This window comes from Neobacillus notoginsengisoli (assembly GCF_003515685.1).
Taxonomy (GTDB): Bacteria; Bacillota; Bacilli; order Bacillales; family Cytobacillaceae; genus Bacillus_D; species Bacillus_D notoginsengisoli.
The window spans coordinates 1-18075 of sequence record NZ_QWEG01000003.1 but is presented as its reverse complement, the minus strand read 5'-3'; the positions used below and the strand labels follow the sequence as shown (position 1 = coordinate 18075).

Below are 18075 nucleotides of genomic sequence, written 5' to 3'. Positions count from 1 at the left end.
GCAAACTAGAACCCGTCCTTTTTGGTTATTTTGGTCCTACATCCTTAAATGCATCTTTAAATGCATCTTCTGTTATCTCAATTTCTTTATTCAATTTGTTTAATATCTCCTGTACTGGTTTTGCGACTTGTCCCATAAGCGTTTGCTTGATTTGGTCTTTCACCTCATTCAATGGTGTCTCCTCTCTATCTGTTACCTTAATAATGTGATATCCAAATACTGTCTTAACTGGCTCGCTCACTTCACCTTTTTTCAATTTCATTGCCGCCGCAAGAAATGTCGGATCCAATTCCTGGCTTCGTCCGGAAAGATAGCCCAAATCTCCGCCTTCTGCTGCAGACACCTTATCTGTTGATTGTTTTTTAGCTAATTCGGCAAAGTCGGTTCCTTTCTTTAGTTCGTTTTTAATTTCTTTTGCAGTTGACTCCTGATCCACTAGAATATGGCTGGTTCTTACCTTCGTGTATAGGTCTTTATTTTGTTCATAATAATCTTGTATTTGCTTATCTGAGACTTTCGCGCCTTCTGTTGTCGCTTTAAAGAAATAAAGTGATTGTTTTATATGTTCTTTTAATTGCTTTTCATTTTCAAAGCCCTGTTTCTGCAGGAACATTTCAAATTCACCGGCCTGTTCCTTTATATCGTCCAGCCGTTGATTCACCTCTTTATCAGTTACCTCGTATTTCTCTTCCAAAATTTTCATATAGACCAGCTTTTGAATCAATTCTTTTCCCCGATCGGAACTAGTCACTTCTTTAAATAAATCATCTTTGGTAATATTTCCATATTTCGTTTTAACAAGCACCTCGCTCTCCTTGCCAGAGGTTTGAGCCGAACAGGCACCGAGTAAAACTAACAATGATATAATGGCTAAAACTGAAATCCTATTCTTCAATTATCTTCACTCCTGCTTTGGCAACTCCCAAAAATCTTGACGGTGAATCTGACTTTGGTTACCTTTTCAGATCATCAATTAACAAGATTAATAGAAGGGCTATTCATTTCTCATCTTCGCAATTTAATAGATTTTGAGTTTGTTCCCCCCGTACCAGGTTATCCCCGGCACAGGAGGTATATTTTGACAGTGAACTTAACCTATTGCCAAATCTCAATCATGGCATCGGCATACGCTTTCAAACTATCATACGCCTTCCCGGAAATCTGATTCTCATCTTTTTTAAGATCCAGGAATCTTTTAAAATCATTCACATGTTTGACAACCTTATCCGCGGATCCTTTCTTTTCAAATTGACCGACGGAATTCAAATGTGCCTTCAATGCTTGCGCTGCACCCGCTTTGAAAGCTCCCTCTTTCGCAAAGCCATCAATAACAGAACTTAGACCCGCTGCGCTAAGATTGCTAGGCAATAAATTGGTTTCGGTAACGCTTTGCTTAGAGTCTGTCTCTGAAGTTGCCGTAAAGGTAAGGGTAGCCGGAGCTGTCTTGCCCTTCGGAATTTTCACGTATACCGGTACAGCGACGGTTGTGCCAGGTTCCACAGCAACTACGCTGTGCTCAAGCTGCACATCCCAATCATCGCCGGCAGAAGCGTTGACACGAATAAGATCCTTTGCTTCGCCTGTATTCGTAACATTAAAATGATAGACTGCCACTTTGTCCTGTACGGCAGGTTGCACAGTGCCGGCGCTTACATTGACCCCGCGTTTATAGGCGCCCGAGCCCTCCGTGTTACGGACCGCAACCTGATAACGAAGCACACCGTCATTGTCTTTGTTTTTTCCTAAAATGTAGAAATGAAGCTTATTGTATGAATCAATGTACTCGCTGACAATCGTGTCTTTGTCAATAGACCCATCGAATTGGCCGGAGACTAAAGCTTCCCCATTCCCAGCTTTGAATAAAGCATCAAGAGCTTGACGGGGGTCACCTTTTCCAACCATAGCTGTTGTGCCGTCAGGTCTTGTAAAGTCCTTCAGATGAATATCCTCGGGATGTGAATCGACTACCCACATGAACGGGGCACTTTCGGCATTTTTCGTTTTGGCAATTAAAACACCGGAATCGGCTGCGAAGGAATCCGCACCAATGCGGTCTACCACTTCAAGGGTGTAATTATTGTATACTGCTCTTGATGGCATATCGTTACGCCAGTCACCGGCAAGGTAATCTGTTGGTGTTAAATCGGTCATGCTGATATTGATGCCGTGAAGTCCGGTTCGGCCAAATTTACTCCCAACTGGCGCTTGACGCGCGATTACATCCGCAAACACCGGCCCGGATTCTTTTAATTCATCACGGTTTAGCTGCAGGACTTCATCATCGGATACAAATCCCTGTTTCATCTTATTTCGAAGCATATGTGGTGCCGGTAAAGATGCACCAAGGGTAGACGGAATCATCCAGCGGGTATGTGTTCCACCGGGGCCGTTGAATGATCCACGGCTCATCGTTTCCCAATAACCCGAATAGGTTCTAGGGTCAAGAGCCGCATTATTATAGTTATCGCCTAGTCCCTTAAGATGGCCAAATTCGTGAGCAAAAACGGCCATACCATCACTTTCGCCTTGAATAGAAACACGAATCGTTTTGCCATTGATCCTTGCACTGGATGCAGCAGACCAAATCGTTTTGGCTGCATAATAGGAAGTCCACGGTACATAACGAGTTTTAGCCCAGTTTGGCATGTTTTCAAAGCCAGGTAAATCCGGCGGACCAAATTCATCAGGCACCGATTCCGGATTCATGAACATCATTTCTCCGAGTTCCTGCCATACAGTTGATTCATCATAGCCAGCATGAACGATGAACGCAAAGTCATATTCTTCCCCAGATGCGTTTATGTCGGCTGCAGCTGCATTTACACCATCCGTAAAAAGGTTTCCTCTAGTATAGTTACCTGGGAGTGTTCCAGCGTTATGGCTGCTTTCAAGCCCATATTGAAATTCATTTTTATCCAAGCGGTATGGGCCATAAGAATCAAGAGATACGCCCCATTTTCCATAAGAATTCTCTTTCCAAAATCCATCTATTGTCTGATAGTTGTTCAGTTCGCTAGGAACATTCAAGAAATTCTTCCACCATTCCCCTAGTTCTTCACGAGGAACAGCGTCGACTTGCGGATTACCGATGAGTTCTGAACCCTTGGGTTGGGTCAAGATAAAATCCTGATCCGGAAAGTCTACCAAAATCAGGGCCCCTTTAAGTTCTGTTTCAGGTTTAATATCCGGATTATTCCAGTCAATACCAGGGACCGGATTATAATCATTCCACGTCATATCCTCCGGGTTCACCCATGACTGGGGGTCCACTGGGTTTGGCATATTATCCAAGCCAGGTTCCGCGGCAAAAGCGGCTGTTGAAGACGTCGCAAGCAATATAGCGGTCATTATCGCTGCAATCTTACCTCTAATCTTCAAATCTATTCTCCTCTCTAGTAGAAAATAGCCTACTTTTTATGTAGGTTGTTATTTTTCAATGACACTGATGTTTTACTTATGTTGTCATTCGTTATTAACCCCTCTATCGCCTCCATTCACAGATTACTGCCTTACCTTGGTTTATCACCCCCTTAAAGCCATAAACCGTAGTCATAAATTGGACAACAACCTATTAAAAATGCCACAATACTAATTGGCAATTTTGCAAGTAATGGAATTTCACATCAATATTGCCACTATTCATTATTTTCTAATAGATCTATATAATTTAATCTACCAATGTAACAAAGCAGGTGAAAGGTATGAAAGAACGATTTTGCGCATAAAGAATTTAAGGATTTCCTTTCAAATGGATATTTGAAAATGGAATTTAAGGGGTTTAATAGAATATCAGGAAATATAGACCACTACTATCTATCTATATAATTAAAACTCGCCGGTACTAAAAAAGTTAAAAGTTGTGCTAATTTATCGACATAGAACATTAGCCCCATTGAACCAACAGGAACCAAAAAAGTAACCTATTAGGTAGGCATCTTCATACGGGCCTAGAAAGGAATTGCAATAAAAATAAGGGGAGGCTTCAGCAGCCTCCCCCTTTGGGTTATAACATTAAATTTTCATTCTCCGATTTCTAAATAGGACCAAGCGCCTTTCGCCTTCATCCTAGCAATACAAATACCAGTTAACATAATAAAATTATCTAAAACTCTGCCGAATCTAGCTCAAACTCCATAATCCTCTCAATATTATCCAATAAGAACCTCTTTCCAATCTCATTATAAACAACCTACATATATTCCCTGCCATCGAAATTTTTAGGGACAGTTTCTATGCCGTACCCTTCTGACTTTTCATTTGTTGTTGTTCGCTTTTTCCCTTCATGATCAACAACTTCACTTAAAAAGCCCCATTGCTTTTAGCTTCCGGTTAATGGCTGCGCCGTTCAATTTCTTCGTTTTTGTTTTATCTATCACTTTATTAACCGCATAGGCAAAGTCATTGATTCCAATTAATCCGTCAGGGAAAATAACTGTCTTATATCACTGGCTGCCTAAACTTAGTTGTTAAGAGAACTACGTCCCTTCTTGTATTTTTTCTTTCCAGATTGGTTAATACTTTATTCTCCGTTTCTGGCGTCCAGTATATTTTTAAATTTTCCTTCGCTCTAGTAATAGCTGTGTAAAAAATGTTGTGAGTTATCATTTCTTCAATTTCATCAGTAATAACAATTTTGACTGATTTATATTCCAGTCCCTGCGCTTTATGGATTGATACAGCATAAGCTACTTGGAACGGAACTACAGCATCTGAGGATAATTCATCATCATCATCCGTGCTTTTATACTTATTGACAAAAAAGCGAATTACTGAATTCCCATTTTCGGAATTACCTAACAAATGAAAATCGTATCCGTCTGCATCCAATTGATTTATTACCTTATCAAGTTCAATATCGAATTGTATTTTATTATCAAACGTTTCAATGCCCGCTATTTTTCCTTTTAGGTTGTTATAAATTAGGGGAGCAAATCTTTCTGATTCATTAAACAAAATGGGATCATTAATCTTATAAGTTTGAATGCCCCATTGAACAGGATTATTATTATTACTGCTTTGCAAAAATGTATTAATATTGTTAATACCATAAAGCCCGTCATAATTTAAGCACAGAATTATTTCATCTTCACCTGAACTTTCAAATATTGACTCGTTCAAACTAATTGAGTAATTGCTCCTCGCTATGTGTTCTAGTATATCTTCATCCATATTTCTAACTTTGTTCCACAAAGTTAGCAATCTAGAGTTATTGCTTCTGTAAGGTTTTGTAAGTTCATAGACCGCTGTTTCTGGAACAAAAAATCGTGCAACATCAAACCAATTTCCAAAAACTATTGAGTCAATTTGAAAAACATCTCCGACTAAGACTAATAATTTGAAAGAAGCTTTAGTAATTACGCTAAGCATATCTGAATTACTTACCGTACTGCACTCGTCAATTATCAATAAGTCAAATTCTGTATCGGAATTATTTTGTGCAATAAATTTAGCAATGGTTTTATAGGTACAATTAGCAGCATTAACTCTTCGCCTTAAGTTATCCACAGCCGGATTAGTATTTGCTAAATAAAGCTTTTTTTTGTCATTGAAAAAATTTGAGATATGATTTATCATTGTTGATTTTCCAGTTCCTGCAGAGCCGTATATTAACGCTACATTGGAATTCTCAAACATTCTTTCTAAGGCCATTTTCTTCTCTTCGCAGTCAATGTCATAGGCCGACGTATCCAACCAAAATTGAAAGGAGTTTAAATAGTTATCTATGCCTTTAGAAGCAAACTCTTTTAGTTTTTGAATGATGGTCAAGGTGTCTTCTTCATAACCTTTTATGTAAATATGTTCTTTATGTCGCTCTAATCTTCTATTGGTGTGCTTATAATATAGCTTACTGTTATAACTCTGTATAAGACTGTCAATATCCCTAAAACCCGTAATATCTTTATTTGGGGTAAATAACTGACCCTTTATTTCAGTATTGTTTTTAATAAATCTGGCAAAGAACTCATGTTCTCGATTGTTTGTATCCATACAATCTAGTAAGTCTGAAATTTTTGGATTATGTCTCCTTAACGACGTATTAAATGGCATTTGATCAAAAGGAATACATCCATAATCCAAATGTAAATCTGATAAAATATGGCAACCTCCATATTTATATTGCCATTTAATTACTTTATTATTTAATTTGTAAAGCAGATATCTAATTACTCGACTTCCTGGACTATTGTTTTTAATCAAATCACGAGATTTCTCTAAGATATCAAAAAAAAATGTGACACCTTTGCCTTTTGTGTTATTTGACTTTTGATACTTAGATAATAACTATCTTCAAAATCAATGAATTCAACTAAATTGAGACCTGTCTCAGTTAAAAATTTCATTAACTCTCGATACTCAACACCTCCACCTTTTATTGAAGGATGACTTCCAAATATATCAGCAAAATTATTCAGTTCACATTGGCGTATTGATACTTCCCATCTATCAATAATGAGGATAGGCATTTCCTTACCCAAAATATTAACTGTATCATTTTTCACTGAAAGTTTAACTGCATAATTATGTGAAATATCCAGATTTGTGAAAGCGATAATTCTATCAAACTTACTTGCTTTGTCATTGGCAACTGTAAATGTCACTTCGTAATACACTTTGTAATCTACGAAAAATGGCTTAATTCTTTGAATGTAATACCGATTATTGTATGTAGTTCTTGATTTATTCAACAAAGGTTGATTTATTTTAACTGCTATTTTTCCATAGTACTCGTTGAGATTAGAATCGGTAATCATAGGGAATTTATCGATATTTTTGAGAACCTCAAGATTATAGTTACTTTTGAGAAATGTCTTTATTTTTAGTAAACACTCACAATACTTCAACATTAGTCTTTCTGAGTTCTCCTTACCAAGCGTATAGTGGGAAACCGTACCTTGCAAAAGCTTATGGAATTTACTTAGAAACTTTAAATTCCCTCTGGATTTAACAAAAGCATTTGCTTTTTTAATGTTTTCATAACAGAGTTCAATATCTTGACCATTACTGTATGCTTTTAGTGAAATAAGCTCAACAAAATTTCTAAGCTGCGATAAAATATTTTGTGACAATAACCCTCTATCAGATGCATCAAATCTATCAATATTTCGGCAAATGACTTGATCTATATTCAAAATTTCATTGTCAATTCTTTTCATAATTTTGCCTCCATATAACATTATTAATGCTGTCTGCTTCTATTTTATATTGTCATTCCTTTAATTAATATGAGGTTCCATGTACAAACAAAATCCAAAAGGGCATCTTCAAATCTATTAGCGCAAATTGTGATACATTACACTATTATTTTACCTAACCTTCTTAACCCCATCCTTCTCCCTATTCCGCTCAGCCAATACATCCTCAAGGTACTGTGTAAACTCCGACTGACCAGAATAAGACAAGCACAAAAATTCCTTCGCCCGTGTCATCCCGATATACAGCAGCGACACTTCCCTTTCTTTGTCCTCCTCAAGTGGAAAAGGCATCGAATCCGTATTGACAATAAACACAGCGCGGAAATCTAGCCCCTTGCTGCTATCGATTGTGCTAATTTTGATCCGACAATCTTCCTTTTCAAAAGAACGCTTCGTTTTCTCATTTTCCGTAATCCAATAGGACGGGAGCCCTGCCTCTTTTAAAGTGCGCTGAATAATATCAATGATTGGCATTTTGGAAGTCCGCTTCACCCGGTAAAGAACGAGCATTTCATGGTACGGCACTTTACGATCTTCATGCAGCTTTTTCATCAGCCTGGCGACAAGCTTCATCTCATCGAAGAAATTCTTTGCCCGAATAATGCCAGGCACCGGCCCCTTCCGCTTCGTGCTTTGCGGGGCAATGATTTCCCCTTCCAGATCACGATTGACAACTTTATTCTTCAGCATCGAGTGCTTCCTGTAAAAATCCCAAGCAAACTTCACTATTTGCTGGGTATTCCGGTAGTTGATTGAAAGGATTTTTGACCTTCCCTGAAAACTGAGTCCTGTGTCCTGTAAATACGAACGTTTCCTTTTATATATGTCCTGTGCCCGATCTTCAACAAGCAGCAGCGACTGTGTTTTTTCGTCCAATAGCGAACTGACGAGGCTCAGCCAATTCGCCTCAAAGTCCTGGCCTTCATCGATCATGATTGCATCATATGTAGGCAGAATAGCTTCCTTCTTCTTAATTTTCTCAAGGACAACAGGAATCTGGCTTTCCCTAATTTTCAAATCATGCTTCAGCCAGGCATGGAAGTTTCGGACTTTAATGTTGCGGTTCATAACCGGCTGATCCACATTTCCACCGGCAAAATTAAAATCGAACAAATCCTCGGGTTCGTTCAACATATGGTTGATCATCTGCTGAATCGAGTTGGCCAGTGAGATATTGTAGCAAAGAATCAGGATTTTCCAGTCAGGATTCTGTTTTGACAGCATTTTTGCCCGGCTTGCAAGAATAATTGTCTTCCCGCTCCCCGCAACGCCACGAATCAGCCTGTTTTTATCGCCAAGCTGCTTGGCCAGGTTTTCCTGATGCAGATCCATTGTCTTAATATCATGGAGCGACAACAGCAGTTGGTCCTGGTAAGGAACCGGCGGCTTGAACTCCGCACTGATCCGCACTTCCGGGAACAAATGGTACCGAATCGCATTAATATCCTCGAAAGAAAGCGGCTCCTTCAGCCGGAATGGCACGATAAACATATTTAAAATCTTTTCCATCAAAACTTCTTCGGAAAAGCCCTCTTTATCTGGGTCAATCTCATCCCGGTTCAGACAGAGCTCCGGTTCAATCACCGTATAAAGCCCCTCTTGGACAAAGTCCTTAGCATAAAGCCGTGTAAAAACAACGCCATACCCATAAGGAAATTTCAGATTGAACTGATACTTCCCTTCTGTCTGGATCAGATTCTTGTCCTTTTTCAACACATCCACAACTTTAAAAACATTGTCACGCGCCTGCTTAATCGGACTCTTGATGACAGCCTGGTCGCCAGAAGTCGTCAGAATATGCCACTCTTCATGATTTAACTGAAAAAGAGTATTTTTTGTATAATCCTTTACCTCCAAAACAAGCAAACCCAAATCCGGCCCAATAATCACAAAATCCGGCCGTCGTCCATGTATCTCTGGTTCAAAATAAACAATATAATCATCAGGTAAATAAGTCTTCAACGTCCGGAACAAAAGCCTTTCCCCTGCTGTCGCACTGCTCCGAATCGTTTCAGGAACTGTGATCGCCATCCTACCCGCTCCAAATTCACATTTTTCTCCATTATACTATAACCAGCAGGCTAACTACCCAAAAAATTACAAAATTTACTGAATACAACTAAAAATAAACAAATTTCACCAATAACCATTGTAATTTCCAATTAAAATCATAAAATGGAAGTGTAGGAAACTTATACATTGTTGAGAACTTTATCAACATTCGAAAGAGAAGTGAAAAAATGCTTAAAAGTATAATCAATAAATTACTGGGTACAGGAGAACAACCCCAGCCTAAAGAAAAATCAATTAGTCAAGATGAAGTAGAGGCAATCGTCGAGGCAAAAATCAAAGAACACGAAGCTACATTAGAAAAAAATGCACCTAAGCAAGAAACGATAGAAGAAGACTACTCCTTAACAGAAAAGCAAATCACTTTTGCCCTATCTCTCCTTGGCAAAATCAACGAATATGAGCTTGCTATTGATCCTGCCAACCTGACACTCAAAGATTTAAATAAATTAATCGCGTACAATAGATTTAAAAATAAAGGTATTCTAGTGAATTTGGAGAAAAAGGGCGTAATAAGAAAGAAATTTTAAATTAATAAGTGTAGGAAAAAGGACTGCCACAATGAGGCAGCCCTTTTGCGTTTAACATAATTAGATTGAGAAAACTCAGCCAAGTACTCCTGGGAAATCAATGGTACTGCTTAATCATATTTTCTTGTGCCCAAACTCCACATGTCTGGACTGCTGATTGTAGAAAAAATAAAGAACGATGTAATAGTGTTCACCTTTTCAAGTTATTATATCACGTTGTTAATTTACATTCGTCTTAAATGCGATAGGCAACCGTATTTCTTACGTTCTTTCATGACAAGTTTCTTCCATATTATATGGAAGTTCATAAACCGCTTTAAATCAACGTTTTCCCCTGTTTGTATTTCATGAGATTTTACTGGGTTTTTCGTAAAGGGTATTCAAGGGGTATTCAAAAGGTATCAAAATATATACGCTGGCAGGCTATATACAGGAAACCTATTTGATCTTTTATTTTTTAGATTTTTGCTCAATTCATTATAAGAATTGGGGTTTACATCATGCCCATCTTTGAGTGGATATTTTATCAGAAACATACAATAGCAATAGTGCGATATTACAAACTTTTCCCTATCTTCAAATTCAATGAAAAACAAAAATAAGTTACCCTAAGTTGATACATTGTTGTATTTCGGTTATCTAACTAAAATCTCCTTAACTTACTTGTGATACGCTTCACCGTGGGGATTTAAGAGGCAAAAAGTAGACCCCTGAATAGTTAATAGCCAATTATTCAGGGTAATATTTATACTTATTTCTTCTTTCTATTGGTTCTTCTCTGAGAAAGTTTCTTCCATATACCTCGAAGCTGCTTTACTTCTTTCTCACTAAACCCATGATATTTTATAAGTAAAGCTTCATCAACAATATCAAGGACTTTTTCAATCTCCTTTTTTCGAATTAAGGCATCAATTTTATCAAAATCAATGGATAAGTTATCAAAGGAAGGTATTAGGATTTCTCCAATTTCAGTTGGTTCGAATGTCATAACACCACCACCATAACTTCTCCCCGTTATTTCTGAAGATGCAAAAGTGAGTGAGTTCAAAAATGAAACTACTGCTAACTTTTCATTTATACTTTCTTTAAATCTAACCCTATGAATTGTATCAGTAGAAGAAGCGCCGGTTTCATTTAAAATTAGTTTTGGATAGCTATCAACCTGTCTTAAAGCAAAAGCATTTGGAACCCATCTAGATGGAGTTATATACCAACGTTTTCTAATTCTGGTTTTATAGCCTAGATGAAAGCCTTTTCCTTCCCCATACTTGATATAATTTTGACACTCAATCGGTAACTTTTCAAAGTCTTCATCTGGTGGCAAAAATAGGTGAATTGCCTTTTGTTCCATTGAATTTTCATGAAAATCATTTTCTGTAAATGTTATACCTTTTAATTGATTGGACCTACCTGTAACAGGTATTGTATATTCTTCTAGATTCCATTCTTTAACTTGGTTTTCTTGCATCATAAAGAATTCATTTCTTCCAGTAACTAAACCAACTTCCGTCTTAAAATAATCATTGCAACTTTTAATGCGTTTGTCTTCCTTTAATCTCTGTAAAAGAATTATTTCATCTTCGTCTAGGAAATATTTTGTCCACTTTTCAGTACTGTGTTCAATAGGTTTAACATTTGACCCATTTATAGCTACAAAATCAATAGAATTTAATCCCTCTAAGTCCTCGCATTCAATAACCCGAATACCCTTATCTTTATTAACTTTCTTTTCACAAAGAAGTAATACAACTTCCTGCTGAATATCTTCAAAAACAAGCTTCTTAAATGTAATTATAGTAATACGGTCGAAAAACTTTGATAAAAAAACTCTCGTCTCTGCTGCATACTTTACCTGAAATAATTCAGCTGGTATAACCATAGCCAGCTTTCCATGATCATTAAGTAATTCAGCAGATACAACTAGAAAAGGAACCCATATGTTAGTAAGTTTATTTGGTTTTAATCCTATTTCCCGCATCATTTCCATGGCTATACTACGATGTTCTTCAGGGAAATTTTGATATCTTATGAATGGCGGATTACCAATAATAACTTCGTATTTTCTATTCTTATTCTTTTTTACAAATTGAAAGAAATCACTGTTTACGATTGAGTTTTTATTAATTCCTAACTGATTTGCTTTATTCTGAGCTTTCACAGCTTCTTCCTTAATTAGTTCTATCCCTGTAATTCTTTCTTTAATTTGGTCATTATCTATATTAAGTTCTTTAAACCTAAGTATTGCTGACTCAATAAAATTACCATCTCCACAACTTGGTTCAAGTACACTTTTTGTATCATCTTGAATACTCCATTTACATAAAAAGTCAGCAATAACTTCTGGGGTGTAATAGCCGCCCCTTAATTTTTGTAGATTAACATTTTCAATTAATTGACTCATTCTTCTTCTCCTAACACAGCTGTCAACATCTCATCATTCAAAACTGTCGCAAATTCTGCATCGCTAATTTTATAAAGGCTATTGATCACCTGAATAAGCTGATTAAATAAAGCGTCTAACCTTCTCTTTAACATCTTCTTGTGGGATACATTTTCCTCAACTTTTACTTTTCGGGTATTTATAATTAAACTTTCTACTGTTGTTACCACCGTATTATACTTGTCTACCTCAGCTTGATTAGTAAAATCAATCTTCTTAATTGGTATTTTTTCGATAAATTGTTTTCCATGAGAATAATAAGATCCTCTAAATTCACTGGCTCCCGCCTTTACCATACTTTCTATTACTGGATGAGAAAGAATCCCTAAAAAGTAGTTTAAAGAATAATTAGATTCGTTGATTAAACCATAGTATGGTCCGTTTCCACCCCCTGTAAATAATAAATTGTTTTTGTCAAGTACGTAAGGAGATCCCGTTGCAAGTACAGACCATACCAGTTTTTCTGTATCATGGAATTTTGATAAGCTTTGAGAACGACCAAATTGATACCATATTGGATTACGCCCTTGTAAGCTTCTTTTTTCAAGCACTGTTTTAAACTCATTTAGATAACTCCACGCAAGAGGATAATCATTTTTAAGTATTATTTCCTCTAGTAGATGTGCTTCTTCATCTTTGATTTCATAAGGGAATATCATTTGTGCATTTCCCTGAATACTTTCAAATACATCGAATGACAAGTCATAGATTGCTGGTCGACATATAGATTTTTCTATCTCATATCTTTTCCCTTTATAATTAAATATAAATGTATTTGCAGTTTCATTTTCAGGAATGAAAATATAAATTTCATCACGACTTGTTTGTAGTCCTACAGATATATCGGTGATTTCTCCAAGCGGCTTAAATTGATCTCCTGTAAATTTATTAAAGACAGCTTCTGTTTCAGGTGCTAAAAATATCCAAGGATCAGAATTATAATTTTCCGATCTATAAAATCGAGTATTTTCTTCGGATGACAATGCTTCTGCTGATATATTATTTACTTTCTTATACATGAATTGTTCCATTATACTTCTTTGGATAATTAAAATAGCCGTATATGTTGATCTTCCTGGAAAGACCTGTGTGACACCAAAATTTATAATCTTTGATATCTGGTATTTTTCAGCTATGAACTTTCTCAGTTCTTTACCACCTTTTAAAATAAAGAATTTATGTGGGACTATATAACCTAACAGTCCTGTTGGTTTGAGTAAATTTATGGCTCTCTCAATAAACACAAAATACTTGTCAACTGTATCTTTTTTTGCAACAGTATATTCTGAGTCTTGTGATTGATAATATTTAAGTTCTTCAGGACTATACCTTTTCATGTTCTGTATGCGAACATAAGGTGGATTTCCTACAATTGCATCAAACCCACCACTCTTCATTATATGCGGAAATTCCTCTTTCCACTCAAAAGGATTAACGTTAAAGAGGACTTCGTCATCATGTAGCGCTTCTGGCATAAAATTAAAAAACTTACCATCTACTAAAGAATTTCCAAATTTAATGTTGGATTTTAAATTTGGTAATACTTTTTCCGAATGCTCATGAATAAAATTATTAACTGATGCCTCATCCTCACCTTCTAATAGCTTTAATAACAAACTGAACTCTGATACTTCAACAGCATATGGATTGATATCAACACCAAACAAATTATTCTCCAAGATGTTTCTTTTTGCTTTAAGTGTTAAAGCTAATCCTTCTTCCGTTTCATATACTAAAGCCGAATCATCAATCTTCTCTTCAATTATTTTTTCCATTATTTTTTCAACTAGAAAATCATAACTTGAAATTAGGAATGTCCCTGATCCACAGCATATATCCGCTATTTTTAAATCACATATTTCATTAAAACTTTTACCTTCTATAAGTGGTGTTATTGTTTCCTTTACTATCTGTTCAACAATAATTTTTGGGGTAGGAACAACACCATTTGATGCTGCAATTTCTGGTGACTCCTTAATCTGAAAAGTACCACCCGACTCTATAATTACTTTTTTACTTAAAAAATGCTCATAGATTTGGCTTAATATTGTTGGATCGACAACGGAAAAATCATATGGACTTTGTGGGAAATATAACTCACTAAAAATTTCTATCAATACATCCGAATCAATTTCCAAATCAAGCAACAGTGTATCATCTATGAAGTCAAAAAGACCTGAGTTAAATTTCTTGTCAGACTTTTCAAACAGACCTTTTAACTCTTCATAGCTTTCTACACCTTTAATTGTTTCGTATTTTTCAATGGTTCTATCTTCACAAACTCTAAGAAAAATAATTCTGTTTAATAGTCTCTGAATAACAAAGTTTATGTTCTCTTCACCTAAGTCTGTATTATTTTTAATTGCAGTTTCAGCAAGTTTTTCTCGCCAATTTTCAATTTGCTGTAAAAAATACTCGTCAAACGTTTCGCCATCTCTCGTATTTACATCAAACATTTTATCCAAAGCACCTGAATTTGCTGCCTCATAAGATATTAATTCTCTTATTTCATCAAAGTATTCTTCATAGTCTTCGTAAGAATAAACTTTATATCTAGCAACATGTGCATTGTCGTATTCATTAGGTGTAAATCTACAATCATAAATAATTAAATGTTCAAAGGTCGTAAGAATAGAAATACCGAGGTTAGCACTCCAACCATACCTTCTCGTTTGGAAAGCTGATTTATCTGAGTCTAAAATATTTATAGACGGTTTTTTAACTTCTACAAACAATTTCCTCGTACCGTTTATACGAAGCGTATAATCTGGGTTTTTCTTTGTTTTCTCATCTTTTATTTCTATGTATTCTTCTTGAATGACATCTCTTAAAACATGTGTTTTCCCTTTACTGTTATCAACATCCCATCCTAGACATTTTAGAAATGGGTCTATAAAATCATTTCTTAATTGAGTTTCATTATAAGTTGACTTTATAAAAGAACTTTTATGTGCTTTGTATTTTTCAACTAACTCACCTATATGCATTCCTGCACTCTCCCCAATATTATTTGTTGCGATTATCACTCATTGGATCATCCACATACTCGACAATATCACCAATGTTACATTCTAATTCATGACAAATTTTTCCCAACACATCCATAGAAACGGTATGGTTCTTACTTAATCTTGCAAGAGTTGCAGGGGTGATACCTATTGAGATTCTTAAATCTGTTTTAGTCATATTTCTATCAATCAATTGTTTCCATAGATTATTATAAGAAAATGCCATAAACTTTCCTCCACACTAAAAAGTATACTTTTATGTATTTTTTATACTTATTATTATATCATAATCTAGCAAAACCAGAGGCTCAACGATAAGATTCTATACTTTTTGAATATAAGATTTTACTTATAAACACGTATTCATTTCCTTGCATTTATCCAAATTTGAAAGATAATTAAATTATCTTGAAAATGTATATGGCCTTAAGTGAGTCTCCTCTTAATAGCATATATAGTATTCCTTGATATCCCCACTTCACGATGAATATCCATAACACTCATCTCTTCTTTCAACAATTGTACCACTCTATCATAAATAACTTTATCTTTTCCGGTAGCACCAGCGTGGTATTTCTTCTCACCTCCACGGAACTTACCTTCTTTCTTTGCAATTTCTATCCCTTCTCTTTGAGCTGTTTTAATCCGTTCTCTTTCTTCGTCAACCATCCACGATAGCAGCATAAGTACTAAATCCGATACTAATTGTCCGATACCCTCTAATTCCTTGTATTTCCTTGTATCCAGAATTGGCATATTCAAGACGACAATATCAATTTCATCTTCAACAAGTTTCTCCCATTCTTCTTTTATCTCTTGCTTGTTGCGACCAAAGCGACTCAAGTCATGAACAACCAACACATCACCAAAACGCATTTTAGAGCGCATCTCATGATAAACTTTGCGCTCTAAAAAATTCTTACCTGATTGTTTTTCCTCAAAAATTCAATCACAGCCGAATCTCTCTAACTCTTGAATATCAAAATTCGACGGGTAAAATAGATAATCCTTCTTCCGCTAACCTGCCACGTTAGTATTATAAGGTCAGCCAGATATTTCTGGTTGACCATTTTTTATATGGTTTTATTATTACGGTAGCCGGGGTAGAACGTACCTGCCCGTGGGACACGGATCCCGTCAACAAAACAGTTCACCCCCTACTTGCTTAAACATGATTTGGCTGGTTGGGACAACGATCTCGTATAACAAGCGAAGCTATGAAACTGCAAGAAGGACTAGGGGCTGCCGGCTAATTTATAAATTATTGGAGGAGATAAAAGAATGAATCCTGTTGTAGGTCTGGATGTAGCCAAAGGCGAAAGCCAGGTACAAGCTTTCTTGGATAAGAAAAAAAGTGGTAGCGAAACGAACGTGAAGCGTCGGGAAAAGAACTTCAAGAGAGTCACACTTCGTCAATTTGAAGAAATATGGACCATAAGCAATAGCTTTTTTGTTGTCGGTACGTAAAATCGATGATGGAAAGGACGGGAGGCGGTTGTATATTTTGATCTTTTGAACTAACTCTTGCATAACCAATAATCATTATTGTCACCTCATCGATTGAACAAGTCTGTTTGAACAGTTTACAAGGTTAGAATTTACGATATAAATTATTCAAGGCCTTTTTTGCAGCTTTACTTTTGTTTCTCAAATCATAGCCTACCGCTGTCAAATCAGTAAATGGAGGTTCATCAGCACAAATATTGGCAGTTGCCTTGTAACCAGCACCAAAATTTATGATTTCAACTTCAACTTCGTCTCCAAAGTTATTAATAAATCGGATGACTTCAAAAGAATCATAGTGGATTGGTTCCATTAATGCACCTCTTAAGGAGAATCATTTTATTTAGAAATTTTACTTCTCTTCGATATTAATTATTTCCCGAATGTCTTTAATATTGAGTGATTCCGCTATCCTTTTAATGTGACCTAAATTGATATTCTGCCTCTTATCATTAGCAAGTTCGCTTAGCGCAGAATGCCTGATATCGGTTAATCTGGATAATTCCCTTAAGGAAATGTTTCTTTTTTGGATCAATTCCTTAATTTTAATTTTTATAATAATGTTCATGGTTTCTTTACTCCCATACATTGGAATCTAAAGAAAACCTAACAAAAGGAATCTCTGAATGTGGTACGCTTTTGCGTACCGCATTGTAAATAAACAATAAAATCTCGTGATTTTATTGTTTCTATATATATAAGTGTGGCTAGATTATGAATTTTTGGGGTGTTTAAATAACTAGAAGGATACTATGTTATTGTTATATCGTAGTAAATTCTGATTGGGGGAAAGAATATGCAAAAAAACGAGTATGATTTCCATACTGATATTCCGAATTCCATTTTAGAAGGGATGAATTTAGAAACTATCCTCATTAGCCCAGTTGAAGAAGACCTTTTTATTGGGGTTCTTTCAAAAGAAGTTTCCGAAACTAACAATGTATTGCTTTATCTTTATCTATTAGAGTACTCGGGAGAAGGTTCGTCGTTTAGTATCTTGAAAATCCTTCAATCCTTGTCTTTTAGTGATATTTCGTCAGCAAGACTATTTATTCAAAGCCTATCGGAAATGTCCGCTATGGATTTTATATTATCTATCGATCCTAACGACGTCATGGTAATTAATTAATCTTTTTTACTCACTATCATAAGGATTAAAATGACTTTAGTTATCGAAAAAGTGACAACCAATTTGATACTGATTGTAGAGTAGAAAACAGGAATTAGACTTTGCCCTTCTTGTCCTCGGGTTTCAGGGTGTTCCACCTTACTAAGCCAGACAAGTGGGCAAGTCCTTTTCCTGTTCCCCCTCATCAAACCGTACGTGAGGT

Annotated in this window: 14 protein-coding genes; 3 read left to right on the top strand and 11 right to left on the bottom strand. The window is 36.0% G+C overall.

Going from position 1 to position 18075, the window contains the following annotated elements:
• Positions 1-25: 25 nt before the first annotated feature.
• From D1B31_RS04685 to D1B31_RS04670, 5 genes are all read right to left on the bottom strand, one after another.
• A complete protein-coding gene (locus D1B31_RS04685; RefSeq protein WP_118919604.1) occupies positions 26-895 on the bottom strand; it encodes a peptidylprolyl isomerase in 870 nt (289 codons plus the stop codon).
• A gap of 200 nt (positions 896-1095) precedes the next feature.
• Entirely contained in the window at positions 1096-3378 is a 2283-nt protein-coding gene (locus D1B31_RS04680) for a M6 family metalloprotease domain-containing protein (protein WP_192894729.1), read from the bottom strand.
• A gap of 1059 nt (positions 3379-4437) precedes the next feature.
• Complete coding sequence (locus D1B31_RS24840; protein ID WP_240035172.1) at positions 4438-6198, bottom strand: ATP-dependent DNA helicase; 1761 nt, start codon at positions 6196-6198, stop codon at positions 4438-4440.
• A 14-nt stretch (positions 6199-6212) separates the two neighbouring features.
• On the bottom strand, positions 6213-7154 hold the full coding sequence (locus tag D1B31_RS24835; RefSeq protein WP_240035171.1) for a hypothetical protein: 942 nt from the start codon (positions 7152-7154) through the stop codon (positions 6213-6215).
• Between the two features lie 150 nt (positions 7155-7304).
• The gene (locus tag D1B31_RS04670; RefSeq protein WP_118919603.1) at positions 7305-9224 is read right to left on the bottom strand and encodes a 3'-5' exonuclease; all 1920 of its coding nucleotides are present in this window, start codon (positions 9222-9224) and stop codon (positions 7305-7307) included.
• Between the two features lie 209 nt (positions 9225-9433).
• On the opposite strand from D1B31_RS04670, the gene D1B31_RS04665 reads away from it, so the two are divergent.
• Positions 9434-9793: an ABC transporter ATP-binding protein gene (locus D1B31_RS04665; RefSeq protein ID WP_240035170.1), complete on the top strand. Its 360-nt coding sequence runs from the start codon at positions 9434-9436 to the stop codon at positions 9791-9793.
• 751 nt (positions 9794-10544) lie between these two features.
• Here the strand turns inward: D1B31_RS04665 and D1B31_RS04660 are convergent.
• From D1B31_RS04660 to D1B31_RS04645, 4 genes are all read right to left on the bottom strand, one after another.
• Positions 10545-12194 (bottom strand): Eco57I restriction-modification methylase domain-containing protein, encoded by a 1650-nt coding sequence (locus tag D1B31_RS04660; protein ID WP_118919602.1) that lies wholly within the window; start codon positions 12192-12194, stop codon positions 10545-10547.
• Positions 12191-15259 carry an Eco57I restriction-modification methylase domain-containing protein gene (locus D1B31_RS04655; protein ID WP_142922563.1) on the bottom strand — a complete coding sequence of 1023 codons (3069 nt, stop codon included), beginning with the start codon at positions 15257-15259 and terminating at the stop codon, positions 12191-12193. Before D1B31_RS04655 ends, D1B31_RS04660 begins: the two co-directional genes overlap by 4 nt.
• Entirely contained in the window at positions 15240-15467 is a 228-nt protein-coding gene (locus D1B31_RS04650; RefSeq protein ID WP_118919600.1) for a helix-turn-helix domain-containing protein, read from the bottom strand. The genes D1B31_RS04655 and D1B31_RS04650 overlap by 20 nt, the downstream gene beginning before the upstream one ends.
• Before the next feature lie 200 nt (positions 15468-15667).
• Entirely contained in the window at positions 15668-16186 is a 519-nt protein-coding gene (locus D1B31_RS04645; RefSeq protein ID WP_275670702.1) for a recombinase family protein, read from the bottom strand.
• A 336-nt stretch (positions 16187-16522) separates the two neighbouring features.
• Between D1B31_RS04645 and D1B31_RS04640 the strand changes: the two genes are divergently transcribed.
• On the top strand, positions 16523-16708 hold the full coding sequence (locus D1B31_RS04640; protein ID WP_118919599.1) for a hypothetical protein: 186 nt from the start codon (positions 16523-16525) through the stop codon (positions 16706-16708).
• A gap of 124 nt (positions 16709-16832) precedes the next feature.
• Here D1B31_RS04640 and D1B31_RS04635 read toward each other — a convergent pair whose 3' ends face one another.
• Both D1B31_RS04635 and D1B31_RS04630 read right to left on the bottom strand, forming a co-directional pair.
• Positions 16833-17057, bottom strand: a complete 225-nt coding sequence (locus tag D1B31_RS04635) for a hypothetical protein (protein ID WP_118919598.1) — start codon at positions 17055-17057, stop codon at positions 16833-16835.
• Between the two features lie 39 nt (positions 17058-17096).
• Positions 17097-17312 (bottom strand): helix-turn-helix domain-containing protein, encoded by a 216-nt coding sequence (locus D1B31_RS04630; RefSeq protein WP_118919597.1) that lies wholly within the window; start codon positions 17310-17312, stop codon positions 17097-17099.
• A 228-nt stretch (positions 17313-17540) separates the two neighbouring features.
• On the opposite strand from D1B31_RS04630, the gene D1B31_RS04625 reads away from it, so the two are divergent.
• Positions 17541-17873 carry a hypothetical protein gene (locus tag D1B31_RS04625; RefSeq protein WP_118919596.1) on the top strand — a complete coding sequence of 111 codons (333 nt, stop codon included), beginning with the start codon at positions 17541-17543 and terminating at the stop codon, positions 17871-17873.
• The last annotated feature ends 202 nt before the right edge of the window (positions 17874-18075 follow it).